This window comes from Nocardia flavorosea NBRC 108225 (assembly GCF_001613385.1).
Taxonomy (GTDB): domain Bacteria; phylum Actinomycetota; class Actinomycetes; order Mycobacteriales; family Mycobacteriaceae; genus Nocardia; species Nocardia flavorosea.
In genome coordinates this window covers 15,526-40,449 of sequence record NZ_BDCG01000025.1, presented here as the reverse complement: position 1 = coordinate 40,449, position 24,924 = coordinate 15,526, and the positions used below count along the sequence as shown (strand labels likewise).

31 protein-coding genes are annotated in these 24,924 nt (G+C 61.2%); 23 read left to right on the top strand and 8 right to left on the bottom strand.

Translation table 11 applies throughout. The features are described 5' to 3' along the window. The first annotated feature begins 37 nt into the window (after nucleotides 1–37). From NFL01S_RS31210 to NFL01S_RS36615, 6 genes are all read left to right on the top strand, one after another. Nucleotides 38–952, top strand: coding sequence for a phage tail tube protein (locus NFL01S_RS31210; protein WP_084493418.1), 915 nt, complete (start codon nucleotides 38–40; stop codon nucleotides 950–952). Between the two features lie 100 nt (nucleotides 953–1,052). Then, nucleotides 1,053–1,289 carry a hypothetical protein gene (locus tag NFL01S_RS31205; protein WP_157117182.1) on the top strand — a complete coding sequence of 79 codons (237 nt, stop codon included), beginning with the start codon at nucleotides 1,053–1,055 and terminating at the stop codon, nucleotides 1,287–1,289. Nucleotides 1,290–1,312: 23 nt separating this feature from the next. Beyond that, nucleotides 1,313–1,678, top strand: a complete 366-nt coding sequence (locus NFL01S_RS31200; RefSeq protein WP_062979915.1) for a hypothetical protein — start codon at nucleotides 1,313–1,315, stop codon at nucleotides 1,676–1,678. Between the two features lie 59 nt (nucleotides 1,679–1,737). Continuing rightward, the gene (locus NFL01S_RS31195) at nucleotides 1,738–2,133 is read left to right on the top strand and encodes a hypothetical protein (RefSeq protein WP_062979914.1); all 396 of its coding nucleotides are present in this window, start codon (nucleotides 1,738–1,740) and stop codon (nucleotides 2,131–2,133) included. 80 nt (nucleotides 2,134–2,213) lie between these two features. Continuing rightward, nucleotides 2,214–2,621 (top strand): DUF2510 domain-containing protein, encoded by a 408-nt coding sequence (locus NFL01S_RS35000; RefSeq protein ID WP_062979913.1) that lies wholly within the window; start codon nucleotides 2,214–2,216, stop codon nucleotides 2,619–2,621. A 77-nt stretch (nucleotides 2,622–2,698) separates the two neighbouring features. Then, complete coding sequence (locus NFL01S_RS36615; protein ID WP_218019647.1) at nucleotides 2,699–3,022, top strand: DUF2510 domain-containing protein; 324 nt, start codon at nucleotides 2,699–2,701, stop codon at nucleotides 3,020–3,022. Nucleotides 3,023–3,069: 47 nt separating this feature from the next. Here NFL01S_RS36615 and NFL01S_RS31180 read toward each other — a convergent pair whose 3' ends face one another. From NFL01S_RS31180 to NFL01S_RS31165, 4 genes are all read right to left on the bottom strand, one after another. Further along, nucleotides 3,070–3,405: a hypothetical protein gene (locus NFL01S_RS31180; protein ID WP_157117175.1), complete on the bottom strand. Its 336-nt coding sequence runs from the start codon at nucleotides 3,403–3,405 to the stop codon at nucleotides 3,070–3,072. A 117-nt stretch (nucleotides 3,406–3,522) separates the two neighbouring features. Next, complete coding sequence (locus NFL01S_RS31175; protein WP_062979910.1) at nucleotides 3,523–3,969, bottom strand: hypothetical protein; 447 nt, start codon at nucleotides 3,967–3,969, stop codon at nucleotides 3,523–3,525. Further along, nucleotides 3,966–4,778 carry a BRO family protein gene (locus tag NFL01S_RS31170; protein ID WP_157117173.1) on the bottom strand — a complete coding sequence of 271 codons (813 nt, stop codon included), beginning with the start codon at nucleotides 4,776–4,778 and terminating at the stop codon, nucleotides 3,966–3,968. The genes NFL01S_RS31175 and NFL01S_RS31170 overlap by 4 nt, the downstream gene beginning before the upstream one ends. Nucleotides 4,779–4,917: 139 nt before the next feature. Then, nucleotides 4,918–5,178, bottom strand: a complete 261-nt coding sequence (locus NFL01S_RS31165) for a hypothetical protein (protein WP_062979908.1) — start codon at nucleotides 5,176–5,178, stop codon at nucleotides 4,918–4,920. Between the two features lie 203 nt (nucleotides 5,179–5,381). Between NFL01S_RS31165 and NFL01S_RS37240 the strand changes: the two genes are divergently transcribed. The 4 genes from NFL01S_RS37240 to NFL01S_RS31145 are packed head-to-tail and all read left to right on the top strand — an operon-like array spanning nucleotide 5,382 to nucleotide 13,809. Then, the gene (locus NFL01S_RS37240) at nucleotides 5,382–10,406 is read left to right on the top strand and encodes a transglycosylase SLT domain-containing protein (RefSeq protein WP_245670970.1); all 5,025 of its coding nucleotides are present in this window, start codon (nucleotides 5,382–5,384) and stop codon (nucleotides 10,404–10,406) included. A 15-nt stretch (nucleotides 10,407–10,421) separates the two neighbouring features. Then, nucleotides 10,422–11,348, top strand: coding sequence for a hypothetical protein (locus NFL01S_RS31155; protein ID WP_157117172.1), 927 nt, complete (start codon nucleotides 10,422–10,424; stop codon nucleotides 11,346–11,348). 30 nt (nucleotides 11,349–11,378) lie between these two features. Further along, nucleotides 11,379–13,100 carry a Gp37-like protein gene (locus tag NFL01S_RS31150; protein ID WP_062979905.1) on the top strand — a complete coding sequence of 574 codons (1,722 nt, stop codon included), beginning with the start codon at nucleotides 11,379–11,381 and terminating at the stop codon, nucleotides 13,098–13,100. Nucleotides 13,101–13,113: 13 nt separating this feature from the next. Next, nucleotides 13,114–13,809, top strand: a complete 696-nt coding sequence (locus tag NFL01S_RS31145; RefSeq protein WP_084493416.1) for a phage gene 29 protein family protein — start codon at nucleotides 13,114–13,116, stop codon at nucleotides 13,807–13,809. A 21-nt stretch (nucleotides 13,810–13,830) separates the two neighbouring features. On the opposite strand, the gene NFL01S_RS34995 is transcribed toward NFL01S_RS31145, so the two are convergent. Then, entirely contained in the window at nucleotides 13,831–14,277 is a 447-nt protein-coding gene (locus NFL01S_RS34995) for an HNH endonuclease signature motif containing protein (RefSeq protein WP_062979903.1), read from the bottom strand. Nucleotides 14,278–14,552: 275 nt separating this feature from the next. Here NFL01S_RS34995 and NFL01S_RS31135 point away from each other — a divergent pair, with 275 nt between their 5' ends. The 9 genes from NFL01S_RS31135 to NFL01S_RS31095 all read left to right on the top strand — a co-directional run bounded on the left by NFL01S_RS31135 (nucleotide 14,553) and on the right by NFL01S_RS31095 (nucleotide 20,023). Beyond that, nucleotides 14,553–15,365, top strand: coding sequence for a peptidoglycan recognition protein family protein (locus NFL01S_RS31135; protein ID WP_084493414.1), 813 nt, complete (start codon nucleotides 14,553–14,555; stop codon nucleotides 15,363–15,365). Nucleotides 15,366–15,396: 31 nt separating this feature from the next. Continuing rightward, nucleotides 15,397–15,747, top strand: coding sequence for a phage holin (locus tag NFL01S_RS31130; protein ID WP_157117170.1), 351 nt, complete (start codon nucleotides 15,397–15,399; stop codon nucleotides 15,745–15,747). Nucleotides 15,748–15,753: 6 nt separating this feature from the next. Then, nucleotides 15,754–16,077, top strand: a complete 324-nt coding sequence (locus NFL01S_RS31125) for a hypothetical protein (protein ID WP_062979901.1) — start codon at nucleotides 15,754–15,756, stop codon at nucleotides 16,075–16,077. An 82-nt stretch (nucleotides 16,078–16,159) separates the two neighbouring features. Next, nucleotides 16,160–16,741, top strand: coding sequence for a hypothetical protein (locus tag NFL01S_RS31120; RefSeq protein WP_168433961.1), 582 nt, complete (start codon nucleotides 16,160–16,162; stop codon nucleotides 16,739–16,741). Continuing rightward, a complete protein-coding gene (locus tag NFL01S_RS31115; RefSeq protein ID WP_157117166.1) occupies nucleotides 16,728–17,048 on the top strand; it encodes a hypothetical protein in 321 nt (106 codons plus the stop codon). The genes NFL01S_RS31120 and NFL01S_RS31115 overlap by 14 nt, the downstream gene beginning before the upstream one ends. Next, nucleotides 17,045–18,304, top strand: coding sequence for a hypothetical protein (locus NFL01S_RS31110; RefSeq protein WP_062979898.1), 1,260 nt, complete (start codon nucleotides 17,045–17,047; stop codon nucleotides 18,302–18,304). Before NFL01S_RS31115 ends, NFL01S_RS31110 begins: the two co-directional genes overlap by 4 nt. Before the next feature lie 30 nt (nucleotides 18,305–18,334). Further along, a complete protein-coding gene (locus NFL01S_RS31105; protein ID WP_062979897.1) occupies nucleotides 18,335–18,646 on the top strand; it encodes an LtfC-like domain-containing protein in 312 nt (103 codons plus the stop codon). Between the two features lie 57 nt (nucleotides 18,647–18,703). Continuing rightward, a complete protein-coding gene (locus tag NFL01S_RS31100) occupies nucleotides 18,704–19,066 on the top strand; it encodes a phage tail fiber protein (RefSeq protein ID WP_157117164.1) in 363 nt (120 codons plus the stop codon). Nucleotides 19,067–19,336: 270 nt separating this feature from the next. Beyond that, nucleotides 19,337–20,023, top strand: a complete 687-nt coding sequence (locus NFL01S_RS31095) for a hypothetical protein (protein ID WP_157117162.1) — start codon at nucleotides 19,337–19,339, stop codon at nucleotides 20,021–20,023. Between the two features lie 342 nt (nucleotides 20,024–20,365). Here the strand turns inward: NFL01S_RS31095 and NFL01S_RS31090 are convergent, their stop codons facing one another. Both NFL01S_RS31090 and NFL01S_RS31085 read right to left on the bottom strand, forming a co-directional pair. Further along, nucleotides 20,366–21,721, bottom strand: a complete 1,356-nt coding sequence (locus NFL01S_RS31090) for a tyrosine-type recombinase/integrase (protein ID WP_062979894.1) — start codon at nucleotides 21,719–21,721, stop codon at nucleotides 20,366–20,368. 4 nt (nucleotides 21,722–21,725) lie between these two features. Continuing rightward, entirely contained in the window at nucleotides 21,726–21,917 is a 192-nt protein-coding gene (locus NFL01S_RS31085; protein WP_062979893.1) for a helix-turn-helix transcriptional regulator, read from the bottom strand. Between the two features lie 445 nt (nucleotides 21,918–22,362). On the opposite strand from NFL01S_RS31085, the gene NFL01S_RS31080 reads away from it, so the two are divergent. After that, on the top strand, nucleotides 22,363–22,764 hold the full coding sequence (locus NFL01S_RS31080; protein ID WP_157117160.1) for a hypothetical protein: 402 nt from the start codon (nucleotides 22,363–22,365) through the stop codon (nucleotides 22,762–22,764). A 65-nt stretch (nucleotides 22,765–22,829) separates the two neighbouring features. On the opposite strand, the gene NFL01S_RS31075 is transcribed toward NFL01S_RS31080, so the two are convergent. Then, nucleotides 22,830–23,291 (bottom strand): hypothetical protein, encoded by a 462-nt coding sequence (locus tag NFL01S_RS31075; RefSeq protein ID WP_062979891.1) that lies wholly within the window; start codon nucleotides 23,289–23,291, stop codon nucleotides 22,830–22,832. 258 nt (nucleotides 23,292–23,549) lie between these two features. Here NFL01S_RS31075 and NFL01S_RS31070 point away from each other — a divergent pair, with 258 nt between their 5' ends. From NFL01S_RS31070 to NFL01S_RS31065, 3 genes are all read left to right on the top strand, one after another. Continuing rightward, nucleotides 23,550–23,771 carry a helix-turn-helix domain-containing protein gene (locus NFL01S_RS31070; RefSeq protein WP_062979890.1) on the top strand — a complete coding sequence of 74 codons (222 nt, stop codon included), beginning with the start codon at nucleotides 23,550–23,552 and terminating at the stop codon, nucleotides 23,769–23,771. A gap of 90 nt (nucleotides 23,772–23,861) precedes the next feature. Continuing rightward, nucleotides 23,862–24,017, top strand: coding sequence for a hypothetical protein (locus NFL01S_RS35915; RefSeq protein ID WP_157117158.1), 156 nt, complete (start codon nucleotides 23,862–23,864; stop codon nucleotides 24,015–24,017). Beyond that, nucleotides 24,017–24,757, top strand: coding sequence for a lambda exonuclease family protein (locus tag NFL01S_RS31065; RefSeq protein WP_084493413.1), 741 nt, complete (start codon nucleotides 24,017–24,019; stop codon nucleotides 24,755–24,757). The genes NFL01S_RS35915 and NFL01S_RS31065 overlap by 1 nt, the downstream gene beginning before the upstream one ends. The last annotated feature ends 167 nt before the right edge of the window (nucleotides 24,758–24,924 follow it).

Below are 24,924 nucleotides of genomic sequence, written 5' to 3'. Positions count from 1 at the left end.
CGGGTCTCTGGGCGTGCCTAAAGCAAGGACACAGCTTATGCCTGCTGTTACCTATGAACAGCTCGCGGACTGGAAGTCGAGCCTGGTGCTTCGCCCCAACAAGGGGTTTGTGCTGATCGGTGACCTGGACGCAACCATTCCCACCGCGTTCACTGATGGTGTCGCCGCGGAGTTCCAGGCGCTCACCGATTTCGAGTCGCTGGGTATGACCGCTAAGGATGCGCCCCCGTCGTGGACGCCCGAGGTCGAGACCAACGATATCGAGGCCTGGGGTGCTCTGGAGCCGCCCCGGACTGACATCATCTCCCGCAAGATGACCGTCTCGACGACTCTGATCGAGACCAAGCGTCGCACGCTGGAACTTTATGGTGGCCTGGACCTGTCTGCGATCGAAGCGGACGGCACCACGGGTGAACTCCAGTGGAACGACCCGACCTCGCCTGAGTCCCGTTATCACCGTCTGGTGTTCGGTCTCGTTGATGGTGCGGGTGCGGACACGATTTTCCATCTGCGGATCCTGCCCCGCGCGATTGTCACCAGTGTTGGTGAGCAGTCGTGGTCGCAGGAGGGTGGTCTGACCTACAACATCACGTGGTCCGCGAAGATCGACGAGGATCTCGGCTACAGCGTGAAGAACGTGTTCTGTGGTCCCGGTATCGCTGCACGCCTGGATGAGATGGGCTTCACCGCTACGGCTGCGGTTCCGATCGTGTCTTCGCATCTGCCGGCGGGCACGCTCGCTGCTGCGGGTGGCGAGTCTGTGGTGCTGTTGGGTAAGAACTTCACCGGTACTACGGGTGTGACTGTGGGTGGTACTGCTGCGGATGATTTCCAGGTCGTGAATGACACCACTCTGGCGATCAACAGCCCGGCGAAGACCGCGGGCGCTCACAACGTCGTGGTGACCAACGCGACCGGTGCTTCGGCGAACTACTCCGTCACCTACGCCTGATTCGTCAGGCCCCTGTTCGTCGCCCCGTGCGTGTTTCCTGGCCGCGCACGGGGCGACTCTCTCCCAAACTGCCAGGTCATTCTTTGCCGGGAGACCCCGAATGGCTTTTGAACCTATCTACATGTATGCGCCGGACGGCCGTAAAACTCTGGTCGGGTCCGCCGTCGAGCGTGAACAGCTCCGCGTGAAGGGCTACAGCGAGACCGCCCCGAAACTGCCGGCCGCTGAGGCGAAGTTGAGCCCGAGCGCGCAGGAGTTCATTCGGGAGGCGTCGAAGCCTGCCGCGGTGAAGCCGGAACCGAAACCGGAACCGGCCCCCAAGACCACTTCCAAGTAACAACTCTCTGCCAGGAGACTGCTATGGCTGCACGTGCCCCCCGTCCGAAGATCGAGCCGAAGGCTGAGTCGCGTTTCGCGCGGCTGCTGGCTGAGGCCAACGAGAAGACCGCCAAGGTTGAACCGTACGTGTTCGACGGTGTTGAGCCGCCGATCGAGGTACTTCCTCCCAGCACTGTGGAGGACGTCCTGGAGGTCGGGTTCATCATGGAAAACCTCGAAGACCTCGACGCGCCACGGATCCGCCGTATCTTCGGCTTGTTCTTCGGTGCCCGGTTCGACGAGGCGTGGGAGGTTCTGCGGGATAAGCCTGCCGAGCTGTTGATCCTGCTGCTGGAAGACATCACCAACCATTTCAACGGTTCGGGTGATGTTCCGGGGGGTTCGTAAACCTCGTATTCCTGATTGAGGAGTACGGGGAGGAAATCGAATACGACCTGCAAGAACACTTGCGGGTCGATCTCCTCGACTACTTTCGTGGCGTCCGTCCGTGGGGGCAACTGTTCCGGTTTTTGAAACGGTTGCCGCCGCATGGCTGGTATCAGTCGGCGATCGCGATGGATGAGGAGATCGGGTATGCGCGGGCGATGCAGGACAGGCCGGAGAAGGCTGGACCGATATCGCCGCTCGGGTACAGTCTCCCGGTTCTGCTGCAACTGCGGCAGATCGACCTGCTGAAAGAGTTGATGCGGGTCACTGCGTCCGTGTTCTCTGGCAAGCTGCCGCCGCCGATCCGACCGGAACCGCGCCCGCAAACCGCTGAAGAGCGGATCCGGGACGAGCTGGAAACCCTGAACGTGAAGAACGCGGTGGATCTGATTCTTGGGGTTGCATCGCAGGGTTAGGCTTCTCCTACACCCTCCGGTAACGCCTTGAGCGTGGTATCCGATCCTCGGGTGACATCCTTCACCCAGCAGGGGACACCATGACCGATCCGAACAGCGACGACCAGTACCTGCCGCGGCCTGGCGTCGAACTACCGCGAAGATCCATCGGCAATTGGCTCGTCTACGGCAGCGGTGGCCAGAAGACGAATGCCGAACGCTGGACGCCTGTCGTTCTCGTCGGGATCGGCGCAGTGATCGCCGCGATCCTCTGGGACAGCATCAGTCTGGGCGCCTTAGCTGTCCTTGCACTCCCGGTAACCGGGTTAGTGCTGCTCGTCCTCATTATTCGCGCTCTGATTCGGGTGGGGAACAAGCGGCCGCCGCCTGTGGTGGTGTCGCCCCCGACTACGCAGCTTCCGCCGGCGGGCTGGTACCCGGACGCGGAGGGCGTGATCCGCTGGTTTGACGGGCAGGCGTGGACCGAATTCCGGCGAGGCCCCGAATGAACCAGCCACCTACCGGACCTTACGGGCGTCGTCCACCGATACCGCCCGGATTCCCAGCCCCGCACCCGCGATGGTCGTTGAACTGGTTCGGTGCCCAGTGGTGGTTTACGCCGCTGATGCTGCTGTTCGGGTTCTTGTTGACATGCTGGGTGCTGTCGTCGATGGGTTTGAGCGGTGGCGCGATCACGCTGCTGCTGTTCCTGGCGTTGCCGTTCGTGCTGCTGTTCGCCGTGATTCTCGCCCTTGTGCGGAAGAGTGGCAGACCGCAAGCGCATGGTTGGCAGCTTCCTCCGCCTTCCATGACTTTGCCGCCGCCTGGTTGGTATCCGGACCAACAAGGGCAACTGCGTTGGTTTGATGGCGAGATGTGGACGGAGTACCGCAAGCCGCCTCAGGCGTAACGTGACGAAAGGGCCCGAACCTGTGTGGTCCGGGCCCTTTCGAGTGTTCAGCGTGGGCCGCGTGGTACCGAGATGGCGGTTTCGACGTAGTGGAGTTCGCCGTCCGGGTGGAGGGTTTGCGCCCAGGTGCCGTACATGGTGACGGCGGGCCCGTACAGGGCGTGTGTTGCTGCGCTGCGCAAGGCTTCGATATGTCCGAGACCCGCGACCCGCTTGCGCGGGAGGATGCGGGTGGTGCCGTCGAGGTAGACGCGGAGGCTCCCGATTTCCTCGAACATGGCGGTTCCGGGGATTGCCCAGAATCGGCCGACGCCTTCGGGTGGTTCGAGGTGGATGCCGAGCGCGGTATGGAAACTGTCGATGTGCTGCATGGATTCGGGCACGACAAAGCTCCTGAGGGTATGAGAAAGCCCCGCGCGACGAGCACGGCCCATTGCGCGGGGCCTAGAGGAGGGGCAACTGTTGCTCCCAAGGCAACGGTTGCCGGGGAACGGTGAGGTCTACTCCAGTCGGCGGAGCGGGACCACGTTCCCCGGCCCCTTCGGGAACCTGTGCACGGTCACAGACTGCGGCGGGACGATACGGACCTCATAGGTTCCGTTGTCCTCGCCCGGGTCCGCCAGCAGGCGCCCGGTCGAAACACTCGGCTTGTCGACGGTCGGGTCGGGGTGCCAGCGGTGTTCGTATACGTGGCCGTACTCGATCTCGACTTGGGAGGATATTTCTCGGCCGTCGCTGTAGTGGTTCCAGTCCTCGACGAGCGGCCCCAGCAGTTCGCTGGTTTGCTCGGCCAAGCCCCAGAGTGCTTCGATCTCGTAGTGGTCGTCTTCGCTGACGCCATTCCCTGAGAGGCTGTCCAACGTCCACTCGATGGTGTTGATGACCTCGCGTGCGAGGTACTTGAGCGCGTCGAGCGACGTGTAATTCGGATTATCCGCGTTCGTCACGCCGCCTCCTCGCCTGCGAAACGCGCAGTCCAGATCTCTTCCATCAGGTGTCGATCCGCTTCCGTGTAGGCGTTGGCGGGGCGAACCTGGCCGTTCCCGATATCGAGCGGGTACTTCTTCGGCTCGGTTCCGTACTTCAGGATGTAGGCATCCTTCACGGCCGAACCAAACGGCCGATTGAGCTGCTTGACGCGCTTCGCCGACTTTACCTTTTCGTGCAGGAAGGTCTGCACATAGAGCGGCATACTGGTGGCCTCGATCTCGGGAGTCTCCCCCAGGCCGTGAGCCAGCACAACACGGGCCTTGACGTCGAGATGCTTCGGATCGATGAGCCCATCAGCGAGGCGGATCAACTCCATGCGCCCCTTCGCCAGTTCGATCTGGGCGCGGGCGCGGGTATCGAGAACGTGAGCCTCGACAACCTCGGCCTGACGAGTGCGGATCGCGAAGTACGCCTGGGCCGCCGCGACCTCCGGCTTTCTCGGATCGCCGTTCATAGCCACGAGGTAGCAGGCGACCCGAGACAGCTCGTAGTTGCTGCGCGGCCGTCCACCTGACTTTTCCGAGGAGGGTCGGAAAAGGTTCGCCACGTCTTGCCCGCTTGCTTGCGCGGATGCTTTGGCGCGATCGAGAACTTCGGGGACTCGGTCCCACCGGTCGTAGCCGAGCAACGGCATGAGGTCACGCGCCGACCAGTATTCGGAGCCGTCCGGGCGGACGCGCCTGATCGCGTCGAACGGGGAGTTGTTTGCATCACCTCCGCCCTGTGCGTTGACGTGGACGGGGGAAAAGTTGGTACCCTGAGGCACGCCGAATCTCCATTCGGTTAAGTATGGCTTCCCGGACTTTGGCGGGTACGGAGGCCATAACGAGGTTTAGTCGAGTTTGCAACCAGTACTGGTTGCAAACTCGACTGTACACTACGGCTTGACGTCGATGCAACCAGTACTAGTTGCGTTTTTTCTGCTGGGACGTTTTCCCGGCAATTCGGTAGAGCAGGTTCCTGTGAACGCCTGCCGATACTGCGATCAACTCGCGAGGTAGGCCCGCGTCTAGTGCGGCCTGGACTGCGTTCCCTCTCGCCTCGGCGGCCTCTCTAACTATCCGGTTGGCCTCTTCTTTCGCGTCGCGCGACCGGTCGGATGTCGCCTTGACCTCCCTGAGCAAGCGCTCTGCCTCTTCCTTCGTCAGTGCCATGGTGTCGATCATCCCAGGAACCTGCTCGCAAGATGCTGCCCCATGGTCGATCCTTCCCGATGCTCCGATATTACACCGTAGCGTAAACGCTACACCACGGTGCAGTCAACCATTCACGTGTCAGACACGCAGCCCCCAAACGTGCGGGCGCGGTCCCCGAACACCCCAATGAGGGCATAAACGCAGCGTATAGCGCTGGAATACGGAGGCCGACTATGGCTAACTGGCCCGCCTTCCATGCCGGCAGCGCTCGAATTTCATTAAAACCGCAGCTAGCGACCGGTTTTAAGTCTCAAGTCCGCGCGCTCTTGCAGCCGATCAACGAATCAATCCGTGTCCAGGTCCGCCCCCAGTTGGCCCCCCGATTCCGCACCGAACTCCGGAACATGGTCCGCGCCGCCTCGCAGGGAGTGAACGCGAGGGTCGGCGTCACTGTTGACGCATCACGCGTCCGCTCCCAAGTTCGTGCAGCGACCGCGAACATGCCGAACGCTCGCCTCGGTGTCGACCTCGACCTGACACGCGCGATCTCCCAGATGCAGGCGTTCCGGACGCAGGTCGCAGCGCAGCCCCTCGCCCTGAATGTCAACGTGGACACCACGGCCGCCGTCGCACAGTTGATGGCGTTGCGGTCCCTCGCGTCTACCGTGACGAATCAGGTCAACGGGTTGAACGCGCGCTCTGTGCTCAGTCCCGCAACCCAACGTCGTCTGACCGGCGGTATTTTCACGCGCCCCGTGCGGGCGATCCGCATGCAGATCGAGATCGACCGGGCATCCGTTGCGCGCGCTGAGGCTGAGGTGGCTTCGGTCGCGGCTCGCCTTTCGCAGGCCCGAAACCAGCAGACGACTGCTACGGACCGGTTGGCGCTCGCAGAGCAGCGGCACGCCGAAGTGATGGCGCGATCGTCCGCGACCGACTCCCAGCGTCTCGCCGCCACACAGGCACTCACCCGCGCCCGGAACGCTCAGGCAGACGCACAGGGCCGCGTGCTGTCCCTGATGGACGACGAACACAACGCCCGCCGGCGCCTCGACGGCGCCCGCAACGACCGCAATGGGTTCTTTGGGCTCGCAGGCGTAGGCATGCGCGGGCTCGTCAGCGCCATCGGTTCCGCCGCCGCGAACATGTTCAACTTCAGCAACATCGTGAATGTCGCCCTCGTCGGACTCATAGCTCTTGCCGCAGTGTCACTGGTGCCGTTGATCGGTCAGCTCGCACAGGCCGCGGGCGTGCTCGGGCTGTTCCCGGCCGCCCTGGCCGGAGCCGTGTCCGTATTCGCCGCGGTGAAGATCGGCCTGTCTGGGGTTAATGACGCGTTCGAAGCAGCGAAGAAGGCATCCGATTCCGCAGGCTCCGATATGGAGGCTCGCGGTAAGGCTGTCGCTGCTGCGCAGAAGCAGGTCGCGTCCGCGGTTAAGGGTGTCGCGTCGGCTGAGCGTGGTGTTGTCACAGCGCAGAAGGCGTCCGAGCGTGCGCAGAAGGGCCTGAACAGGGCCCGTAAGGACGCGAAAGACGAGATCGACGACCTCAACCGGGCATTGGGTCGGACCGTGCTCACAGAGCAGGCTGCCGCGATCGCTGTAGCGGAAGCGCATCGGGAGATGTTGCAGACGTTCAGCGACCCGGAATCGGACGCGATCGACCGCGCTCGTGCAGTCAACTCGTATAACCAGGCGTTGGCGGACCAGTCGGACCTTCTCATTGACAACCAGCGGCTCGCCGACAAGGTAGCGGACGCGAACACGAAGGGTGTCGAAGGCAGCGACCAGGTTGTTGCTGCGAAGGAAGCTGTAGCGGACGCTGCGCAGGGCGAGATTGATGCTCAGGAACGTCTCGCGGACGCCCACGCCACGCTTGCTGAAGCGCAGGTCGCGGTCACTGAAGCCATGAATGAGGGCAGCACTGCTGCTAAGGCTTTCGACGAGGCGATGGCGAAGCTGTCGCCGAACGCTCAGGATTTCGTGCGGAAGCTCCTTGATGTCAAAGACGCATACAAGGGCCTGAAAAACGAACTGCAAGACGCTCTGTTCGATCGTCTCGGGCAGTCGGTGTCAGATCTCGCCTACGCCTACCTGCCGACACTGAAAACCGGTTTGGGTGGGATCGCTACGCAGATCAATGAGGGTTTGCGGCGGGCCTTGGCCGATCTGAACACTGAGGCCACCCGCGGCAAGCTGTCCGTGATCTTCGATAACACCACTAAGTCTGTCGGTCCGCTGATCGACGGCATCAACGATGTCCTCCAGGGCTTCTTGTCTCTGTCTCAGGTCGGATCCGAGTTCCTGCCCGGCCTGTCGGGTGGGTTCGCTGATTTCGCACAGAAGTTCCGGGAGTGGGCCGAGTCGCCGGAGGGGCAGCAGAAGTTCCGTGACTTCTTGCGGGAGTCGCTGGACGCGTTCGGGAAGATCTGGGGCATCGGCACCCGTCTTATCGACCTGGTCCGCAATATCTTCCGCGGCAGCGATGAGACCGGTGAGGGCTGGCTCGACTCGATCACGCAAACCCTGGACCGCTGGAACGACTTCCTCTCCTCGGAGGAGGGGCAGCAGAAGATCAAGGACTTCTTCAAAGACGTCCGCGACACCGTCAACTCGATCACGACCCTGCTGACGAAGGCTGTCGAACTGGCCGACTGGCTCAACGGGGCGATGGAAGGGAACCCGTTCGCGAAGGTCGTTGGAGGGTTCACCGAAGACACCAATGAAGACGGCTCCCAGAAGACTGGTTGGGACCGGGCTAAAGACATCGGTGGCGGGCTGCTGGCGCCGTCCCCTCCCGTCTTCCTCGGCAAGCTCGGGTTCAACGAGGCCAAGGAGCTTTGGACTAGTTTCACCGACGAATGGCTTCCGCAACAGTCCGCGAAGGTCGGCACATGGGGCGCCAAGACTTGGGTTGATTTCAAGAACAAGGCCGCCAATGGGTTCAAGAGTGTCCTGACTTCGGCGACCGAGTTCGGCGGTGTCCTCGGCGACGAGACGCTGCCGAGCATCAAGACGAAGATCAGCACGTTCATCGGCGAAATGGGCACCAGCCTCACTGACGGTGAGGGTTTCTGGGGCCTGTTCAGCACGAACCTCGGTCAGATCACCGATGGGATCCTCGGCACTGAAGGCCCGCTTGAGAAGCTTAAAAACGGGTTCAACAGCTTGGGCCCGTTCTTCGACGCCGCGGTCTCGAATTTCGGTTCGATTCTCGGGAAGCTGCCGTCGCAGTTCCATGGGCCGATCAATGCCGTCGTGGATGTGCTGAACGGGTTCGGCGATATCTGGAACAAGGTCGCTGACAAGCTCGGGCTCCCGAAATGGGAACCGCTCGGGCACGTCGGGGCTGTCGGGCAGATGGGCAAGGAGAACCCGACCGCAACCCCGATCGGTGCCCGTTGGATGGGTGGCCCTGGTGGTCCGGTGCGTGGTCCTGGTGGCCCGAAGGAAGACAAAGCCGGACTGTACCGGTTGTCGGCCGGCGAGCATGTGTGGACTGCGGATGAGGTTGCTGCGGCTGGCGGCCATGACGCCATGTACCGCATGCGTAAAGGCGTGCTCGGTACGGGCGGGAAGCAGTCGAAGGCTGACGGCCCTCTGCCGGGTTATGCGGACGGCGGCATTGTCGCCACGTCGGATCCGTTGCAGCCGATTCAGCAGCATTTGTGGGATCTGGTGTCGTCTGCGATTCCGGGTGCGATCCTCACTTCGGGGCAACGCTTCGTGGATGTCGGCTCGGGCTACGACCTGCACATGCAGGGCAAGGCTATCGACCTTGCGGGGCCGATGGATGAGATTGCCCGCTGGATCTATGACACGTATCCGCAGTCCGCGGAGTTGATTCACTGGCCGCTCAACGGGTGGTCGAACCTCGATGAAGGCAAGCCGTTCGATTTTGGTTCGGCGACGAACGAAGCGCACAGGGACCACGTCCACTGGGCTGCGAACGACTTCCTCACCCAGCTCTCCGACGAGGAGAAGGCCGGCCTGTTCGACCGGGTGAAGAACGCTCTCGGGTCCGCGATGGGTGCCGGCCGTGGTTTCGCGCTCGACAACCTCGTCCGCAAGCCGCTGAACGCTTTGGTGGATCGTGTCCCTGACTTCCCCGGTATGGGTGAGTTCGGGCAGATCCCGAAGGCGTTCGCGCGGAAGATGGCCGACGCTGTCACCTCGTTCATCTCGTCCAAGCTGGGCGGGTCCGGTGGTGGTCTCGTCGATTACGAGGCCACCGGGAATGTTGAACGCTGGCGTGACCTCGCGAAAGAGGCCATGCGGCGTACGGGGTTCAACGCGGATGACGAGAACCAAGTCAACGCGATGATGGCGCAGATCAAGTCCGAATCCGGCGGTAACCCGTCGATTCTTCAGCAGGTACAGGACGTCAACAGTGGTGGTAACGAAGCCCAGGGATTGCTTCAGGTGATCCCCGGAACCTTCGCCGCCTACCGTGACCCCAGCCTGCCGAACGACCGCACCGACCCGATGGCGAACATGGTCGCCGCACTCAACTACTACCGGGACACCTACGGCTCAGACCTCACCACCGAGTGGGGACACGGCCACGGATACGCCAACGGTGGCTGGGTGAACGGTCCTGGTGGTCCGCTCGCAGACAAGATCCGGGCGTTGCTGTCCAACGGTGAATTCGTCGTGAATGCTGCCGCGGCCGGCCAGTGGGGTCCGCTGTTGGAGGCCATCAACGGTGGCGCAAAGCCGCAGGCGAAAACGCTGGAGCAGCGGGGTCCGGCACCGTTCGACCCGAACCAGCCGCCCAACGGTGGCGCCGAACCCCCGGACACCAACATTTGGGGTGGCCCGCCGGTTGCGGGTGTGGACACGGTCGGTTCGCTGAAGAAGAAGACCATGGATCGGTTCTTCGGCGAGTCTGGGGCGTTCGCGACCGGGTTCAACTCGCTTGTCGACTCCACCTTGGGGCCGTTGGGGCTGCCGGATCCGCGGGATTTGATCCCGTCCGAAGTCACTGCGTACGCGAAAACGTTCGACGAATGGAACAAGGCGAAAGCCCAAGCACCAGGCGTCGACTCGCAAGCGTTGCTCAACCAGTCCGGGTATTACCAGGCTGGACAGCATGCGGTCGGGGCCGCGAACCAAGTGGTCCAGTCGAATCCGTCCGGGTCGCAGATCAGCAGCGTCGATAACTCGATGACAGTCAATCTGACCGTCAAGAACGATGCTGACGCGTTCCGGAAACTGAACCAGATGGCGGACCTGCGGGCAATCCCATACACCGGTTAAAAGGGGAGAACTCTGTTGATGCGGGAAGGTCCCCGCGTCGAAATCTTCAAAGATGGCAAACACATGGTCATCAGCGGCTCAGGAGCCTCGAAAAAGCTGTATCTGGCAACAGATCCACGCGGCCTATTCGAGGCGCCCGTAGTCACGCGCCGACGTTCATCGGCGTTCCAGAAGGGTTCGACGTACCAAGGGAAATCATACGACCAACGTGACATCACGTTCGGTGTCCACCTTAAGGGCGAAACCCCCGAGGAATGGCAGTCACTCCACAACGAGTGGCATTCCATGTGGGATTACGAAAACGACCCGTGGGATTTGGACTCGACACTCACGAAACTGTCGATCACCACGCCGACCGCAGGGACACGTTCTCTGTGGTTGGCGCTGAGTGACACGGTGCCGTCCGAATACGAGCATGCGCCGCATCTAACCCGGTCATCGCTCGAAAAAATGGCGGTCGTCGCCGACCAGCCACTCTATTTCGAAGACGCCTACGAGAACACCCCGGTCGACTATTTCGAAACCTCGTCGGCTGGGACCTCGGAAGGCTGGGTGACCATATCTAACCCGTGCGACCAACCAATGTGGCTGCAATGGGTCGTTACTCGCGGCGTTTGGACACTCCCGGACTATTCGTGGGTCGGGAAGAAACACCAGCGAATACCAGGCGGAGAACACGCCAACCGGAAGATCACTCTGCCTGGTCTCGGTGATGTTGAGGGTGGGGCGCGGGTCACCCTGTACCGAGACAAGTTGCAGGTACGCGACTTATTCGGCACGAACCTTGCTGGCCGGATGAATGGAATAGCGTTCCTTCATCGCGTGCCCCCGAAGACCCCCGAAACCAACTTGCCCGTGAAAGTCGAGGCCGCGCCGGCGGGTGGTGGCCGGGTTGAAGTTTATTGCCAGCGTCGATGGTCTCATCCGTGGCTGAATGGTTGAGCGGTTCCGCTCGTTTGGAGTTGATTTCGAATGACGGACCTCTCAACCCTCAGTTTGCAGGAGCAATGCGAAGCAATCTGGGAAGCCACTAACGCGGCGGAGGAAGCAGACCGCAGGGCACGCCTCGAACCGCCTTTGATGAGGCTCTGGGATGGCGATTTTCGTTTACAGGGGATCCTGAACTCGGAATACTCTGCCAGCTTCACATGGCTCGATAACGAGGTCGGCCCCGGCCAGGTGGAAATTCCGCTCGATGACCCGTTGGCAAAGTGGATATACCAGGTAGCGCCACGCATACAGCGCGGCGAGAAACTGCACGTCTACATCACTGTAGACAAAGACGGCGCCCGGTGGTCTGGAAGACTTCACGATCAGGTTCTTGAAAAAAGAGAAGACGGCACCTGGGTATTGGTGGTCCGCTTTCTCCACGATCTGGGCGTCCTGGACTACTACCTGGCATGGGCCTCGCCGTTCTTGCCCGCCTTCGTACAATTCCCGCGCGTATTCTTCATCGCGGGTCCGTCGATTTGGGCATTGAAAACGGCCCTTTTTCTGAACGTTATGCGTGAGCAAATTAGCTTGTGGGGTTTGCCGGATGACCCGATGGACCAGAATTCGTCGGCGCCCGGAATGGGCAACTGGTCCGTTGTTGTAAAACCGACGACATTCGCTGAGGACATGGCTGCGGGCACGATCTGGTCTGTCCCGAACTCCCGGTTTAAACGCTGGGTCGATATGGCGAAGGACATCCTGGAAGACGCGCAACTGTCTATCCAGGTCCGCCGCTACATCGCCGATGATGACGAGCAGCCGATCGAAGGCCAAACCCTGCGTAACGGCGCGCTGGTCGTGGACATCGTCGACAAGTCCGGGTACTTCACGGACACGTCGAACGGCGGTAACCCGTTCACTGGGCTGGAACGCACGTTCGCGCAGTGGGCTGAGGACTTCCTTGATGTGATCGAGGAAGACGTTGTGTCGCCGGAAACCCCGGCGTCGTACAACGTTCCTGGCCTGCGGTTGACGGACAAGACGTGCCCGTACGTCATCTATCTTGAGGGCGAAGAGACGGGTATCGAATCGTCCAAGTTCACGTTCACGCCGAGCACCGCGAAACAAATTGTGGCCGGTGGACACAGTTTCCCATTCGTGAATGAGCTTATCTCGGCTGCCATCCAGACTGCGGGCGATTTGCTCGCAGCGGCAATCGTGGTACCGCCCATTGGTGGCGCGGTGGACGCCGTCGCCCAAATCTTCTACTGGGACACCATCGCCGCCTGGGCCAACTTGGAATCCGCCGGCCGCGCAACAAATGGTGGGTGGGCGAGCCCATTCGAAGTGCTAGCGTCCGGCTCCGACCGGGCGTACACGCTGGAAATGCTGCTGTCGATGCGGAAAGCCCTGCACGACACGAGATCGTGGTTCAGCCACGAAATCAACATCCGGGATGGGGCGCCGTGGTTCGTCGGTGATCAGGGGCGCGGGCATTTCTTCATCGGTGACCGTATCGGCGCCCAGGTGATCGGCTCCACAGTCGTCGGGAACGGCCCGACGGTGCTGTACGTCGATGACCACACCATCTATGTCGACCGCGTCCGTGAACTCACGCTTGCTTGGGATCGGGAGTCTCCGCCTGAGTGGCTGCCCGTCATCGGCGAGAAGGAAAAGAACAAAGACCGCGGGCAGCGTGCGTTGGCGATGATCGCTGACCTCGGATCGCTCGTGCAGCAGTTGGCTGTGCAGGGCAAATAGTCCAGGAGTTTTGATGTCGAAGAAGTCTTCGCGTCCCGTCGAAGTGGATACCTCGCCCTGGTTGAAACCGGGCGAGTTTCCCACCTTGGAGAACACCAACCCAAATTGTCCAGAGGAGGCTCTGCTCCATACCTTCGCCGGGTTGCCCGGCATGAAGGGGGCCCCGCTTCCGTTTCCGATCGAGTACCTGAAAGAGGTCTCGCGTCGGCAGTGGGATTGTGGCGTGCGGCCGATGGACTCGGTGATCCCGCCGGAACGGAAGATCAAGTACCAGCAGCCGAAGAACACTGACCCGCACTGGCTCACCAGTCCGGGCGTGTGGGTGCCGGCGGATGCTCCCGACCGCTCGAAGTTCGATATCAAAGAGTTCGTGGCGTCGCTGCCGCAGGATACGAAGCGGCAGTTGGCGGAAGCGCTCGGGTTCGACACGAACGCGCCGTTGCCGGAGGACGGGCAGATCGTTGCTGGGGTGACGGGGGAGGGCAAACAGCTCAAGACCGGGCCAGTGTCACGTGACGGTGCGTACGTGACCAATTATCCCGTCAAAGATCCGGGCTGGAATCCAGCTTTACACACAGTTGACGAGGTTCTGGAGTACCTGGCGGCCGTCGACGACGCCGAGCGGGAACGGGTCCTGATGGTTGAGCGTCACCTGTCGAAGCGGCCCCGGAAGACAATTTTGGATCGATTCCCCGAAGTGGGTGTGTAGCCCCACTCCGGGGATCGATTGCTACGCGATGTGCCGCCAGGTTCGCCCGTAACGTGCATCGGCGATGCATGACTTGCCGACACCGTACTTCACTGCAAGTGCGGCGTCGCTCGCCGAGCTTGATCGTATGTCGCGGACGGCCTCATCGGTGAGTACCGATTGCGGGTTTCGCTCGCCGTAGGTCTGCCGCATCTTGGAGACCATGTCGTCGACGTTGTCCCGGTTGCTGCCGATGCTCAGGTGCTTGGGGTTGACGCACAGCGGATTATCGCACGAGTGCAGGACCTGCATTCCGGGTGGCACGGGCTGGCCGTTGTGGATCTCCCATGACACGCGGTGCGCGTCGTATTGGCGACCGTTGACGGTGAATTTCCCGTATCCGATGCCTGTACGCTTTTTGGTGCCGCCTCGCGCTCCGCGCCAGATCCAGCATTCGTCAGGGCTGAGATCGGGGTCTACGCGCCACATCAGGCGCTCTCGAAGCGATGCCCCGCGGGGGACTTTGGTGTTCAGTGGTCGGGCGGCGTCGGGGTGCCCGTATTTCTTCCACCGGTCGTAGTGGCCTGAGCAGTATCCTCGGGTACCCCGCGGTCGTATGCATGCGGGAACAGAGCATGTAACATCAGTCATCGTCGAACTCCTCCAAAGTTCGGCCATGCCCCCGGTCTGTTGGCGCAGACGCGGGGGTCTTTCTATTGAGCTTCCAATTCTAACATATTGGCGGAAGCCGAAAGTCGGTGAAAATGGCTTGGTCCGGGGATCCCCTGTGGCTTGCGGATGTTCTCCGCGCCGAGGGTCTGAAAGTAATTGAGCATGACGGCTGGAAATTTCGCGGTCATGGAGATTTCGGAAATGTGATTGGCGTCCTTTGTCATCACACGGCAGGGGGCGGCGAGAACGACTGGCGCATCGTGCAGAACGGCCGCTCCGACTTGCCTGGCCCTCTCGCCCAGCTAGTCCTGGAACGCGACGGTACGTACCGCGTGATTGCTGCTGGGGTCTGCTGGCATGCGGGTCGAGGTAGCTGGAATGGCTGGCCGACGAACAACGCGAACTACAGCGTTATCGGCATCGAGGCCGTGAATAGCGGCACCGGTTCGCAGCCATGGCCGGCGGTGCAGTTGGACGCCTATAAGCGCGGTTGCGCTGCGATCCTGCGCCGCATTGGCCGTGGTTCGGGTGATTGTGTCGCACATCGCGAGTACTCGTCCGAAGGAAAAATAGACCCGTGGGGCATCGACATGAATGCCTTCCGCCGGGATGTTCAGACAATCATTGATCGTAAGGGAGATGCCCCTATGAGTGCTGCTGAAGTTAAGCAGATCCAGGATTTTGTTAAGGGCTTTGTCGGCCCGATCGGTTCTGATGTGAAGGATATCCGGGAGCAGTTGTGCGGTCTCGGTCAGCGTGACGCGGGCGGGTATAAGGGGTGGCCGCAGTTGAATGGCGCGACCCTGGTTGACGCCGTGGCCGAGGTTCTGAAGCGGCTGGACGCCCTTGAGGCGAAGGACTGCCCGGTCATCAACATCCCGGGATTCCCGGACAAGGCCGCCTGACCTCTTTCTATTCCATTCCTCTATTTTCGAAGTGGGTACCTCCATGTCTTTTGACGCTATCCGTGACCTGACTGCTGAGGCTCGTGGCCGTATTTATGCCACGCTGGGTTCGGTTCAGGTTCTCCTGGTAACTCTTGGTCTGCTCAATGATTCTGATGCTGCTCTGTGGGGTGGCGCTGTTGCTGCTCTGGTCGGTTTCGGTGTGGCCGGCGCGAATTCGATGAGTACTTGGCGTACGTGGCTGTATGGCGTTCTTGGTGCTGCTCAGCCGCTCCTGGTCGCGTACAGCGTGTTCAGTGATGCTCAGGCGTCGGCTGTGGCTGCTGTCGTGTCGGCTGCGCTGGGCCTTGGTGTGGCCGCGTACAAGACTCCTGTGATCTGACCCGCTATGTGGGAGGTCGTCATTCCGGCGGCTGCGGGGGTTGTGGGCGTGGTCGTGGGGTTTGTTGCCCCGCGGTCGCGTTCGCTGGAGTCGCAGCGCGCGGATTTTGAGGCTGTGTTGGCTCCGACGCGGGATGAGTTGAGGGACATTCGCGGTCGGGTGCATGAGCTTGAGCTTCAGCATCGTGCGGATACGTTGCAGCATATTCAGGATGTGCGTCGTATCGACGTGCTGGTTGATTATGTGAAGGATTTGTTGGCGTTTATTCGTACGCATGTTCCTGCTCCTCCTCCGCCGCCTATTCCGGATGAGATTTTGAACGAGATTTGATGAGGGTTGGGGGTGATCTTCTGTGACTGCCCCTAATGCTCCTATTCCTGAGGGTTCGCAGGTTCCGGGTACTTTTGCGGCGTTGCAGGATATGACGGCTGAGGATACTCAGGCGTCGTTGACGCAGGGTGCGCGCGTGTCTTATGGGACTGCGCATTCGAATATGGGTGCGCAGTTCCGGGATCCGATTGTAATTATTGAGGGCGCGGCGGATCAGGCTGTAACTGATTCTCAGGCTGCTCTCAATGCTGCCGTTTCGGCTGAAGCTACAGCGGCAGCAGCACTCGAAGCTGTCTCTTATTGGGAGACAGAGTTTGTGGTGGCGTCTGCTGCCGTGGTTCTGGGTGTGAATGAGTTGTTGATCGGCCCGTGTCAGAACGTTCCGGGCGGGCTCGAACGCGTCATCACGGATATGCACATCGCATTTCTGTCGCAGCCGAACGGGTTGACGTTCGAGTTGAAGAAGTGGGATCCGGACGGCACCGTGTCTTCGGTGCTCGGCACATATTCGATGGACGCGGGAACAAACCGACAGAGCTGGGCAATCAATTACAACGTCATCCATCGTGAGCGCCTTTTCATCAATGTGACGAGCGTTACGGGGACTGTGGCGCCGCAGGTGTTGCAGATACTAGTTTTTGGGGCATTCGTTGAAGCTGATTGAAACACTTCTGTCCGGTTCCTCGGTTGAGAACGTGGTTGTCTATGACTATCAAGAGGCGGCTTGGAAACTGATTTTCGACGTGGACGACCTCAGTGGCCTTTTTGATATGACCGCGTCGGTGGATGCGATCCCTGTCATCGACGCGGCCGTGGCCCGCCTGGCGGAACGTAGCGACGATATCCGGAGGGTGATCACTTCGGAGGAGAAGCTGGGGGTCCGCGGCTATAGGACTCGACTGCTGTCTATTCGACGGGACCTTGTGAACTATCCGGATGCTCGGATTTCTGGCGTGATCGAGGTCGAATGAGTTTTCTGATGCGCCGGAACCTGCCCCTTGCGTGGGCGGGCTGGTTTGATGATTTCACGTCGTATACGACGGGCTCGATTCAGCTTCCTTGGAGGCATCTCGGGGACGGTACGACAGCGGACATCACGGAGGATGACACGCTGCATATCCCGTCGAATGTGGCGACTGTCACTGGCGGCGGCGAGTCGTATGCGTATCAACCGTTTACCCCGAACTGGGGTGTCGAGCTGGAGGTGTACTTCCCCGTTGAAGGCTTGGTGGTTCAGAGTTTCGCTATATATTTTACCGACTCTTGGACCACGATCGGTGGGGCATTCCAGAATTGTGTCGGTGTCCGGTTGATGAATGCACCATTGGTGTATAGCGGTCACGTATTTCAGCTTGTGCATTTCTATAGCATGATGTCGGCGGACGACAATCTTAGCTACTGGAGTGCTCCGGCTTCGTTCTTCGGGCAATGGCATACTGTGCAGATTTGGTGCGAGGACGATAAGTGGATCCGTATTTGGATGAATGGTACCTATGTGGGTTCGCAGATGATCCGTCCAGCGTTCCGGTTGGGGCCGGGTCGGCGTTGCCTTCGTTTTGTTAATGCGGCCTTGTGTGATACGTGGATCCGGAAGTTGTACCACTATGATCGTCCGCCGTCGATTCCGCCGAAGACTGTGTGGCAGCAGGATTTCTACGACGATTTCAATGGTCGGAGCGGTAACCAGAATGGCGTGAATGGCTGGGTCCAGTACGGGGCGGATGCTGCCGTAGTTGCGGATTCCTGGTCCACCACTGCTACGACGGAAGGGAACTGGCAGGGGCTGCTGCGGGATACCGGTAACCTGTCGGGGCGTCAGCGTATCGAGGCGACTGTTGGCGGGAATATCGGACCGAACAATGGTGCCGCGAGCGCGTTGATTCTTGCCACGAACACGGCCGCAGACCAGGGGCTTGCCGCGAATATTTTCGGCAACAAATTGTGGGTGTCTAACTGGTCGGGGAACATCGCGACAGCTTCGTTCACGATGATGCAGGATCTCCCGGAGAGCTTCGGTTTGACTGTGAAGTCCGGTGACCGGGTGGCGTTCTCGATATATAACGGTATCGGCTGGATCGAAATCAATGATGTCCCGCAGCTATGTGTTGGCTGGATGCATGGTGTGGTTCCTGCGGCGAACAATTATGCAGGGCTTCGGGTCGGTCGCGGTAGCTCCGGCAATTCCCATTCTTGGAACGATGTCAGGATCTTCTCGGGTCTCGGCTGATTCTCTCTAATTCTGCAAGGCGAGGCGAATATGTCCCTTGGTAATGACCCCATCCCGGAGACGATCGTCCTGGTTTATGGGCAAGACTTCATTCACGAAATCGGCCCGCCCTTGGGGGTCGAGTTCCCGCCAACTACCACTGTCGAACTGATCATTTACGACCAGGCCGGCAGTGTGGTTGCGACGTGGGACGCGACGGTCGACGAGGACATTGCCCGCTGGGAAGTAGATAAAGCGGTCGCGGACACGATCAACATTCCAGCCAGATTCCGTGTGTACGTCCACTATTCGGACGGCTCGGACTACTGCTGGTACGCGGGCCCAGTCGCCCGCCAGGGCTGATCTTTATCGCTTTCTTTCTCGGTTCTTTCTCACTTTCTTTATCACTCGGTGGTGAACATGGCTATCAAAATCGCTGCAACGCGTATCGCTCAGGCAGACGACTACGCGGCCCGTGTCGTATCCCTGTCCCTGCACACCGGTAGCCCCGGATCCGGGCCGACACCCGCGAACGAGGTGACGGGCGGGTCTCCCGCGTATGCCCGCAAGACTGCATCGTGGGATGGCGCGACCGACAACGGCACCGTGGCGACTGCGGTCGGTGACGAAGTCGAATTCGATGTGCCGATGGGCACGGAGGTAACCCACGTCGGCTACCTCGACAGTGAGGGCGACCTCGTCGACTGGGTTGATTCGGCCGATATCACGTTCGAGTCCGCTGCGGGCAAGCTGCGGGTCACGCCCCGGTACACGCAAACATAGGGGGTTGGGGTGGGCACCACTACAGCATCACTGCCCGGGGCTACACGGTGGCGCGCCCCACTCCCCGGAGGCACCGAAGCTCAGGCATTGTTGCCGCGGGCGTCCCGAACGGTTCTCCCGAAGGGCGTCATCCCCTACATCCCGCCCCGGATTTTCGTCGACACCGACTCTGAGGGCACAGCATCCGCTTCGGTTCTCGGGTACACCCACATCTACTCCGACGCCACCAGTACCGGTGACGCGAGCGTGGGGTTGGCTGCGGTCCGCTACTTGACGGTCGACGCCGACGGTGAGGGCACCGCCACTGCTGAAGTGACGGATGCTAAAGGCCTCACGGTCACGACCGACAGTGAGGGCACAGCATCAGCGGATGTCGCGGCCCTGTTGCCGGTGGATGCGTCGGCTGAGGGCACTGCGGCGGTCGAGTTCGGTATTGACGCGTCGGCAGACTCGGAGGGCTCGACTTCTGCGTCGGCGACGATGGTCGGGCTGCTGTCTCCGGTCGCGACATCGGAGGGTACGGCGTCGGTGGAGATTCAGACGTTCGCGCCGTCCGGGATGTTCAGGTCCGGGTCTGGGTCGTCATTCGGTACGTCACCGGCCCAGATCACTGGGTGGGCGCCCGATACAGATAACTATCCGGGGTCGTCGTTGTCCGGCAGTGATCTGGTGGTGCAGTCCGCTGGTGAGGGAGTGGTCCTGAGCGCGTCCATCAGGTTCACGGCCTCCCTTGGTGGTAGGACGATTATTTTGAGGATTCTTCTGGATGGTGTGGAGGTCGCGTCCAGTGGGGCCGTGACCGTGTCCAGTGGTTCCGGGACGATTGTTAATGCGTCGGTTTCTGGCGTGACTGTGGAGGCGGGGTCGCTGGTTCGTGTGACGGCCCAGGCAAGTCAGTCCGGGATGATCAGTTCGGCCAATGATTCTGCTAGTTATGTCCGGGTGACGAAACCTTAGAAGTGTGGAGTCCTCCGCGGGTGCTGCCCCTGAGCCTTGGTTCAGGGGCAGCTTTTCGTGTGTCTGGGGTGGTTGTCTGGGAGTGTGGGGATTTGACGTTCTCCCACGGTTCCCCCACGGTTTGAGTTCGATAACGTGGGTTCACGATGGTTCACGCTTGTTCACTCAATCGGGCAAACCGGCAGGTAGACATGATTCAGCATGAACGACAATGATTCACCGTTACCCGCGACCCGAGAACAGCGGGTTCGGGGTTCGAGTCCCTGATGGCGCACCATAAACACCAGGTCAACGCCACTCCGCCACCACGCGGTAACGGCCAGGACTCGACGCATCCCACGGTTATCCCACAGTTTCCCCGTCGGACTCGCCCATATCCAGAACCTCCACCTCCTCCGTCACGGCCGGTATCTCCGAGAACCTATCCAAGGCCGGAGTGGAGTCCGCCACAAGCAAGGCGCGCTGGATGTAACTGAGTTGGGTCACCTTCGAGCCCGGAGTGTGCCCCAACTGAGCCCCAGCCCGCTCATGCCCGTACTCGTCAGCTATGACAGTCGCCACAGTCTTCCGGAACGTCTTCGGCTCCACCCACGCGAACTTCGAACCCCGCGCCTCACGCCACGACCGCCGAAAATTCGCAGGCCACCGCCAAGTGCCAGCCCGAGACGGAAACACCGGCGACTCATCACCCGGCTCCCACTCATAAGCGCCCATCTCCGCGAGCACCGCCACCCCGAACTTCGGCAAGATCACCGTCCGCTTACCGTCCTCACCGGTCTTCGTATGCGGAACCCGGTTCAGCTTCCCGTTCCTGTCCGGCTTCACCGTCCCGAACACATCCACCAGCCACGGGTCACCCGGACTGGCAGGGAGATGAATATCACACTTCCGGAAGCCTAGAACCTCCCCAGGACGGGCACCCGTCGCCAACATCAGATCACCGATCCGAACCACATCCGGGTCACGCGCAGGACCATGCGTATACGCCTCCGTGCCCTCGATCGCCTCACCCCGCAACCACGCACGCAACTGCGCCCGCAACTCCGACAGTTGCCCTTGCTCCAGAGCCCGCGGATTCTTCCGCTCCCGGCGAATCGCCTTCAAACTCCGCACCGGATGATCCCCCGGCTTGATGGCCCCATGCCGGACCGCGAGATCCATCATCCCGGACACGATGATCCGATGAAACCGCGCCTTCTGCTTCGCACCCGTCGCCAGGATCGCCTTCTCATGCCGGTCATAGCGGGGCGTGTTCAACTCCCACACCGATATGTTCGCGAACGCCGTCTTGATCTTCAACGCATCCGGCTTCACCCTGCGGTCCGGGCTGCCGTCCTTCCGGTACCGCATCTCCGTCGGCTCGATCTCCTCCCGATACCGCTCCACCGACGCATCATCCATGCCCTCATCCAACTCGCACTCAGCCAGCCACAGGTCCGCCAACACCGGGATCTTCGTATCCCGTGTGATGGTCTCGCTGCCGCCGGCCGCGTACTCGTTCAACTCGGTGACGTACTTCTTCAAGGCGGTCTTCGCGGCGCCCTTGCTTTTCCCGGATCGTTCCTTCGGCAGGATCTCGCCGTCGGTGGGGCGGCGCCATCGTGCGCGCGCCCGGTATCCAGTGATCTTGCCGCCCTTGCGTATGGCGGTGTAGCTGATGTCGCCCAACTCTCCGAGGGCGAGTTCTTGCTTCGGCATGAGGTCAGGCTGCTGTCTGGAGGCTGTTCAGGTAGTCGTTGACGGCGGCGCGGTTGTATAGGACTTTGCCGCCGCCGAGGCGAACGAACTTGGGGCCCTTGCGTTGCGTCGCCCAGTTCGCGAGGGTGCCTTGGCTGACGCGCAGGTATCCGGCAACCTCTCGGCGGGTCATCCAATCTTCGGCGGTGTCGATCATCGCTGCCTCAGCTTTCGTGTAGTGTAGTAACTACACGATAGCGTAATCATGCGCGGCGTGGCAGGTGTGTAACACAGCCCATATAGCTACCGATTCGCAATCAGATCCCCCGCGGACTATCAGCCACCCGCCGGGCCTCTGTTCCCTCTTGCTCGAACCCGAAAAGTTCGGTCACCCGACACTTTTCACCCCTCTCAACCTGCGGCAACATAATTGCAGGATTTAGAGGATTGTTATAAAAAGTATTCATGCCAAGCGGTACGCTCTGAGCAACTCGGTACCCGTCGGCAAACACTCCGCCGACGGGTACCGGTCTACACCAAACAGTCGGGGACTGAAGCGCGACACGACATTACGGCCGGGTGGTAGGGCCGGGAATGCCGGAAAACCTGAATACATGCCACCGGGGGCCGGGGGCACGACCATAGACACAATTAGGAACACCATGCCCCACTCCTATCACCGGTTCCACGCCAGCCGGATCCCCGCTTCGGTCGACTTGTCCCGCGTCGGTGTCATCACCCGAACCACCAGCGAACCCTGGACGCACTCAACCGACGACCTCGGCGACATCTGGCGGGAAATCGGCCGCGTCACCGTCTCCGGCGGCGTTATCGAACTGTGGCCCTACATCGGCATAGACGCCCGCGACCTCGAAGTACTGCGCGGCGCAGGATTCGAAGCGTCCTACCGGAAGCCCTCACATGAGACGGGGTGGACGTTGCGCACAGACGGCGACCGCGGGGACTATTGGGAGTACGCAATGTGCATCGAGTCCAGCGCCGACGACTTGAGGAAGCGCACGGAATGGCAGCAACAGCCCGTGCAGGGCGATACGGCAGCGTAAGCCGCCGCATAGAAGACAGATTAGGTGTCGTGGCCGGTCCCGGTGGGGGAGCGGCCACGTTTCCGCTATTTCCCGTTGGTGCGACGACGCGCAACCCGGGGCGGCTCCTCTACAGGTATCCGCCGGCGCCGCAGATCACCGGACTTAGGGGCGGGCTTGGCAAGGGTGGGGTCGCGTTCCTCGTCGGGGATCAACCGCTCTTTCAAGATCTCGATGAGTGTGTCGTTCGGCAGTGCCGCGAGCTGGAGGACTTGCGAACTGCCCTTGTAGTCGAAGTCCGAGGGTTCGGCCAGTTCCGCCGCGATCAGCACCTCCTGGTAGGGGATGTTGAACTCGCGGGCGATGGTGAGGGCGGTGCCGGCGCGGACGGTGCCGCCTTCTTTCCATTTGGTGCTGACGGAGGCGCTGGCGCCGATTCTCTGTGTGAATTGGTGGAGGGTGAGGTGGTGTATGTGGCAGAGGGAGTTGACGTAGTCGATCCAGCTGTAGGAGGCCGGGGGGCTGCTGTCGTTGTCGGTGTCGCTCACTGCGCGGCCTTCCGGTAGGGGTATAGAGGGTTGACTTCACGATAGTAGATCAACCACTTGTTAGTTCCAACAGTTTGACTCGTACCGGCCGTCACATTTACGCATCCGATACGGACAAAACGCGCAGGTCACGGCGCATCTGAGACATTCACATTTCAACCCGTACATCCGTACTGGCACCGTCGCGTTGACGTAACCTGCGTCCGTGTTTACACTAGGGTGTAGAACAGCCACTACACCGAAAGGTAAACACCCCTCATGTCTCGACCCGTCCTCAAACTCCGCCCCGAACCATTCACCCAGCTCATGCACCGTCGAGGCATCACCTCCAAAACCGGCATGGCCCAACACCTCGGCGTCAACCGCGCCACCCTGAGCCGAATCCTCAACGGCCACGCCGACCCCGGACACCGATTCGTCGCAGGCTTCCAACGCGCCTTCCCCGGCGAACTGTTGAACGTCTACTTCACCACCAGCTAGGCGAGCCCCCTAAACGAAAATGCCCGCCCCCAACTGGCATTGGAGACGGGCCAGACACCCACGCACCAAACCGAACCGAAAGGCCGTGGCATGTCCACCACCAACAATACGGCACCCCCCAAACCATCCAGGCTCCGCGCCCTCGCCGACAACGCAATCGCCGCCCTGTTCTGCATCGCGACCGGCGTGTTCTTCGGCGCCATCGCCTACCTCCTCGACTGGTCAAGCACCCTCTGGAGCAACTGATGACCACCCCAAACAGGCTCCGGCTCGTCGAGCCCCACACACCAGACACCCGCGCATGGCTCGAAGCACCCATCACCGTCTACCCGGACCTCGTCCAGGGCTCGGACGAATGGTTGGCAGCACGCCGCGGACTCGTCACCGCCTCGGTTATCGGCGACCTCGTCACCGCGAAAACGCTGAAACCCGCCAACAACGACACATCCCGCGGACTCACCGCCCTGCTCGTCGCCGAACGCATCACGGGCTGGACCGACCCGACGTTCATGAGCGACGACATGTTCCGTGGCATCGAAGACGAACCCCGCGCCCGAGACATCTACAGCCAGCACTACGCCCCCGTCCACGAAACCGGTTTCATGGTCCGCGAACTGGAAGGTGTCCGGATCGGCTACTCACCGGACGGGCTCGTCGACGGCGACGGATTGATCGAGATCAAGTCCCGGAAGTCGAAAATCCACCTCGCGCACATCCTGGCCGGACAGCCCCCGGCCGAGGTCATGCCGCAGTTGCAGTGCGGGCTGCTCGTGTCGGGTCGTCAGTGGCTGGACTACATCTCATATTGCGGCGGGATGCCGATGTGGACGAAGCGGGTGTACCCGGACCCGCGCTGGTTCGAAGCGATCATCGCGGCTTTGCAGGCGTTCGAAGACAACGCCGCAGAGATGACGCGCCTGTACATGGAGCGCGTCGAGGGACTTCCCGTGACCGAGCGGGTCATCGAGCACGGGTTGGTGTTCTAGCCATGGTCTTCGAGGTCGGCCACGTGCTGCGGCCAGCTCTGGAGCGCTTCGTCGAAAAGACCGAACCGGGCGAAAACGGATGCGTCGTGTGGACTGCGGGCACCGCGAGCCAGTCGGGGTACGGGTACTTCTTTGCCGGGCGAACATCCCTCGACCAGACGGGCCGC

Coding starts and splice junctions, on each gene's coding strand:
- NFL01S_RS31210 (WP_084493418.1), top strand. CDS start 38: ATGCCTGCTGTTACCTATGAACAGCTCGCGGACTGGAAGTCGAGCCTG.
- NFL01S_RS31205 (WP_157117182.1), top strand. CDS start 1,053: ATGGCTTTTGAACCTATCTACATGTATGCGCCGGACGGCCGTAAAACT.
- NFL01S_RS31200 (WP_062979915.1), top strand. CDS start 1,313: ATGGCTGCACGTGCCCCCCGTCCGAAGATCGAGCCGAAGGCTGAGTCG.
- NFL01S_RS35000 (WP_062979913.1), top strand. CDS start 2,214: ATGACCGATCCGAACAGCGACGACCAGTACCTGCCGCGGCCTGGCGTC.
- NFL01S_RS31165 (WP_062979908.1), bottom strand. CDS start 5,178: ATGATCGACACCATGGCACTGACGAAGGAAGAGGCAGAGCGCTTGCTC.
- NFL01S_RS37240 (WP_245670970.1), top strand. CDS start 5,382: ATGGCTAACTGGCCCGCCTTCCATGCCGGCAGCGCTCGAATTTCATTA.
- NFL01S_RS31150 (WP_062979905.1), top strand. CDS start 11,379: ATGACGGACCTCTCAACCCTCAGTTTGCAGGAGCAATGCGAAGCAATC.
- NFL01S_RS31145 (WP_084493416.1), top strand. CDS start 13,114: ATGTCGAAGAAGTCTTCGCGTCCCGTCGAAGTGGATACCTCGCCCTGG.
- NFL01S_RS34995 (WP_062979903.1), bottom strand. CDS start 14,277: ATGTGGCGCGTAGACCCCGATCTCAGCCCTGACGAATGCTGGATCTGG.
- NFL01S_RS31135 (WP_084493414.1), top strand. CDS start 14,553: ATGGCTTGGTCCGGGGATCCCCTGTGGCTTGCGGATGTTCTCCGCGCC.
- NFL01S_RS31125 (WP_062979901.1), top strand. CDS start 15,754: ATGTGGGAGGTCGTCATTCCGGCGGCTGCGGGGGTTGTGGGCGTGGTC.
- NFL01S_RS31110 (WP_062979898.1), top strand. CDS start 17,045: ATGAGTTTTCTGATGCGCCGGAACCTGCCCCTTGCGTGGGCGGGCTGG.
- NFL01S_RS31105 (WP_062979897.1), top strand. CDS start 18,335: ATGTCCCTTGGTAATGACCCCATCCCGGAGACGATCGTCCTGGTTTAT.
- NFL01S_RS31100 (WP_157117164.1), top strand. CDS start 18,704: ATGGCTATCAAAATCGCTGCAACGCGTATCGCTCAGGCAGACGACTAC.
- NFL01S_RS31090 (WP_062979894.1), bottom strand. CDS start 21,721: ATGCCGAAGCAAGAACTCGCCCTCGGAGAGTTGGGCGACATCAGCTAC.
- NFL01S_RS31085 (WP_062979893.1), bottom strand. CDS start 21,917: ATGATCGACACCGCCGAAGATTGGATGACCCGCCGAGAGGTTGCCGGA.
- NFL01S_RS31080 (WP_157117160.1), top strand. CDS start 22,363: ATGCCCCACTCCTATCACCGGTTCCACGCCAGCCGGATCCCCGCTTCG.
- NFL01S_RS31070 (WP_062979890.1), top strand. CDS start 23,550: ATGTCTCGACCCGTCCTCAAACTCCGCCCCGAACCATTCACCCAGCTC.
- NFL01S_RS35915 (WP_157117158.1), top strand. CDS start 23,862: ATGTCCACCACCAACAATACGGCACCCCCCAAACCATCCAGGCTCCGC.
- NFL01S_RS31065 (WP_084493413.1), top strand. CDS start 24,017: ATGACCACCCCAAACAGGCTCCGGCTCGTCGAGCCCCACACACCAGAC.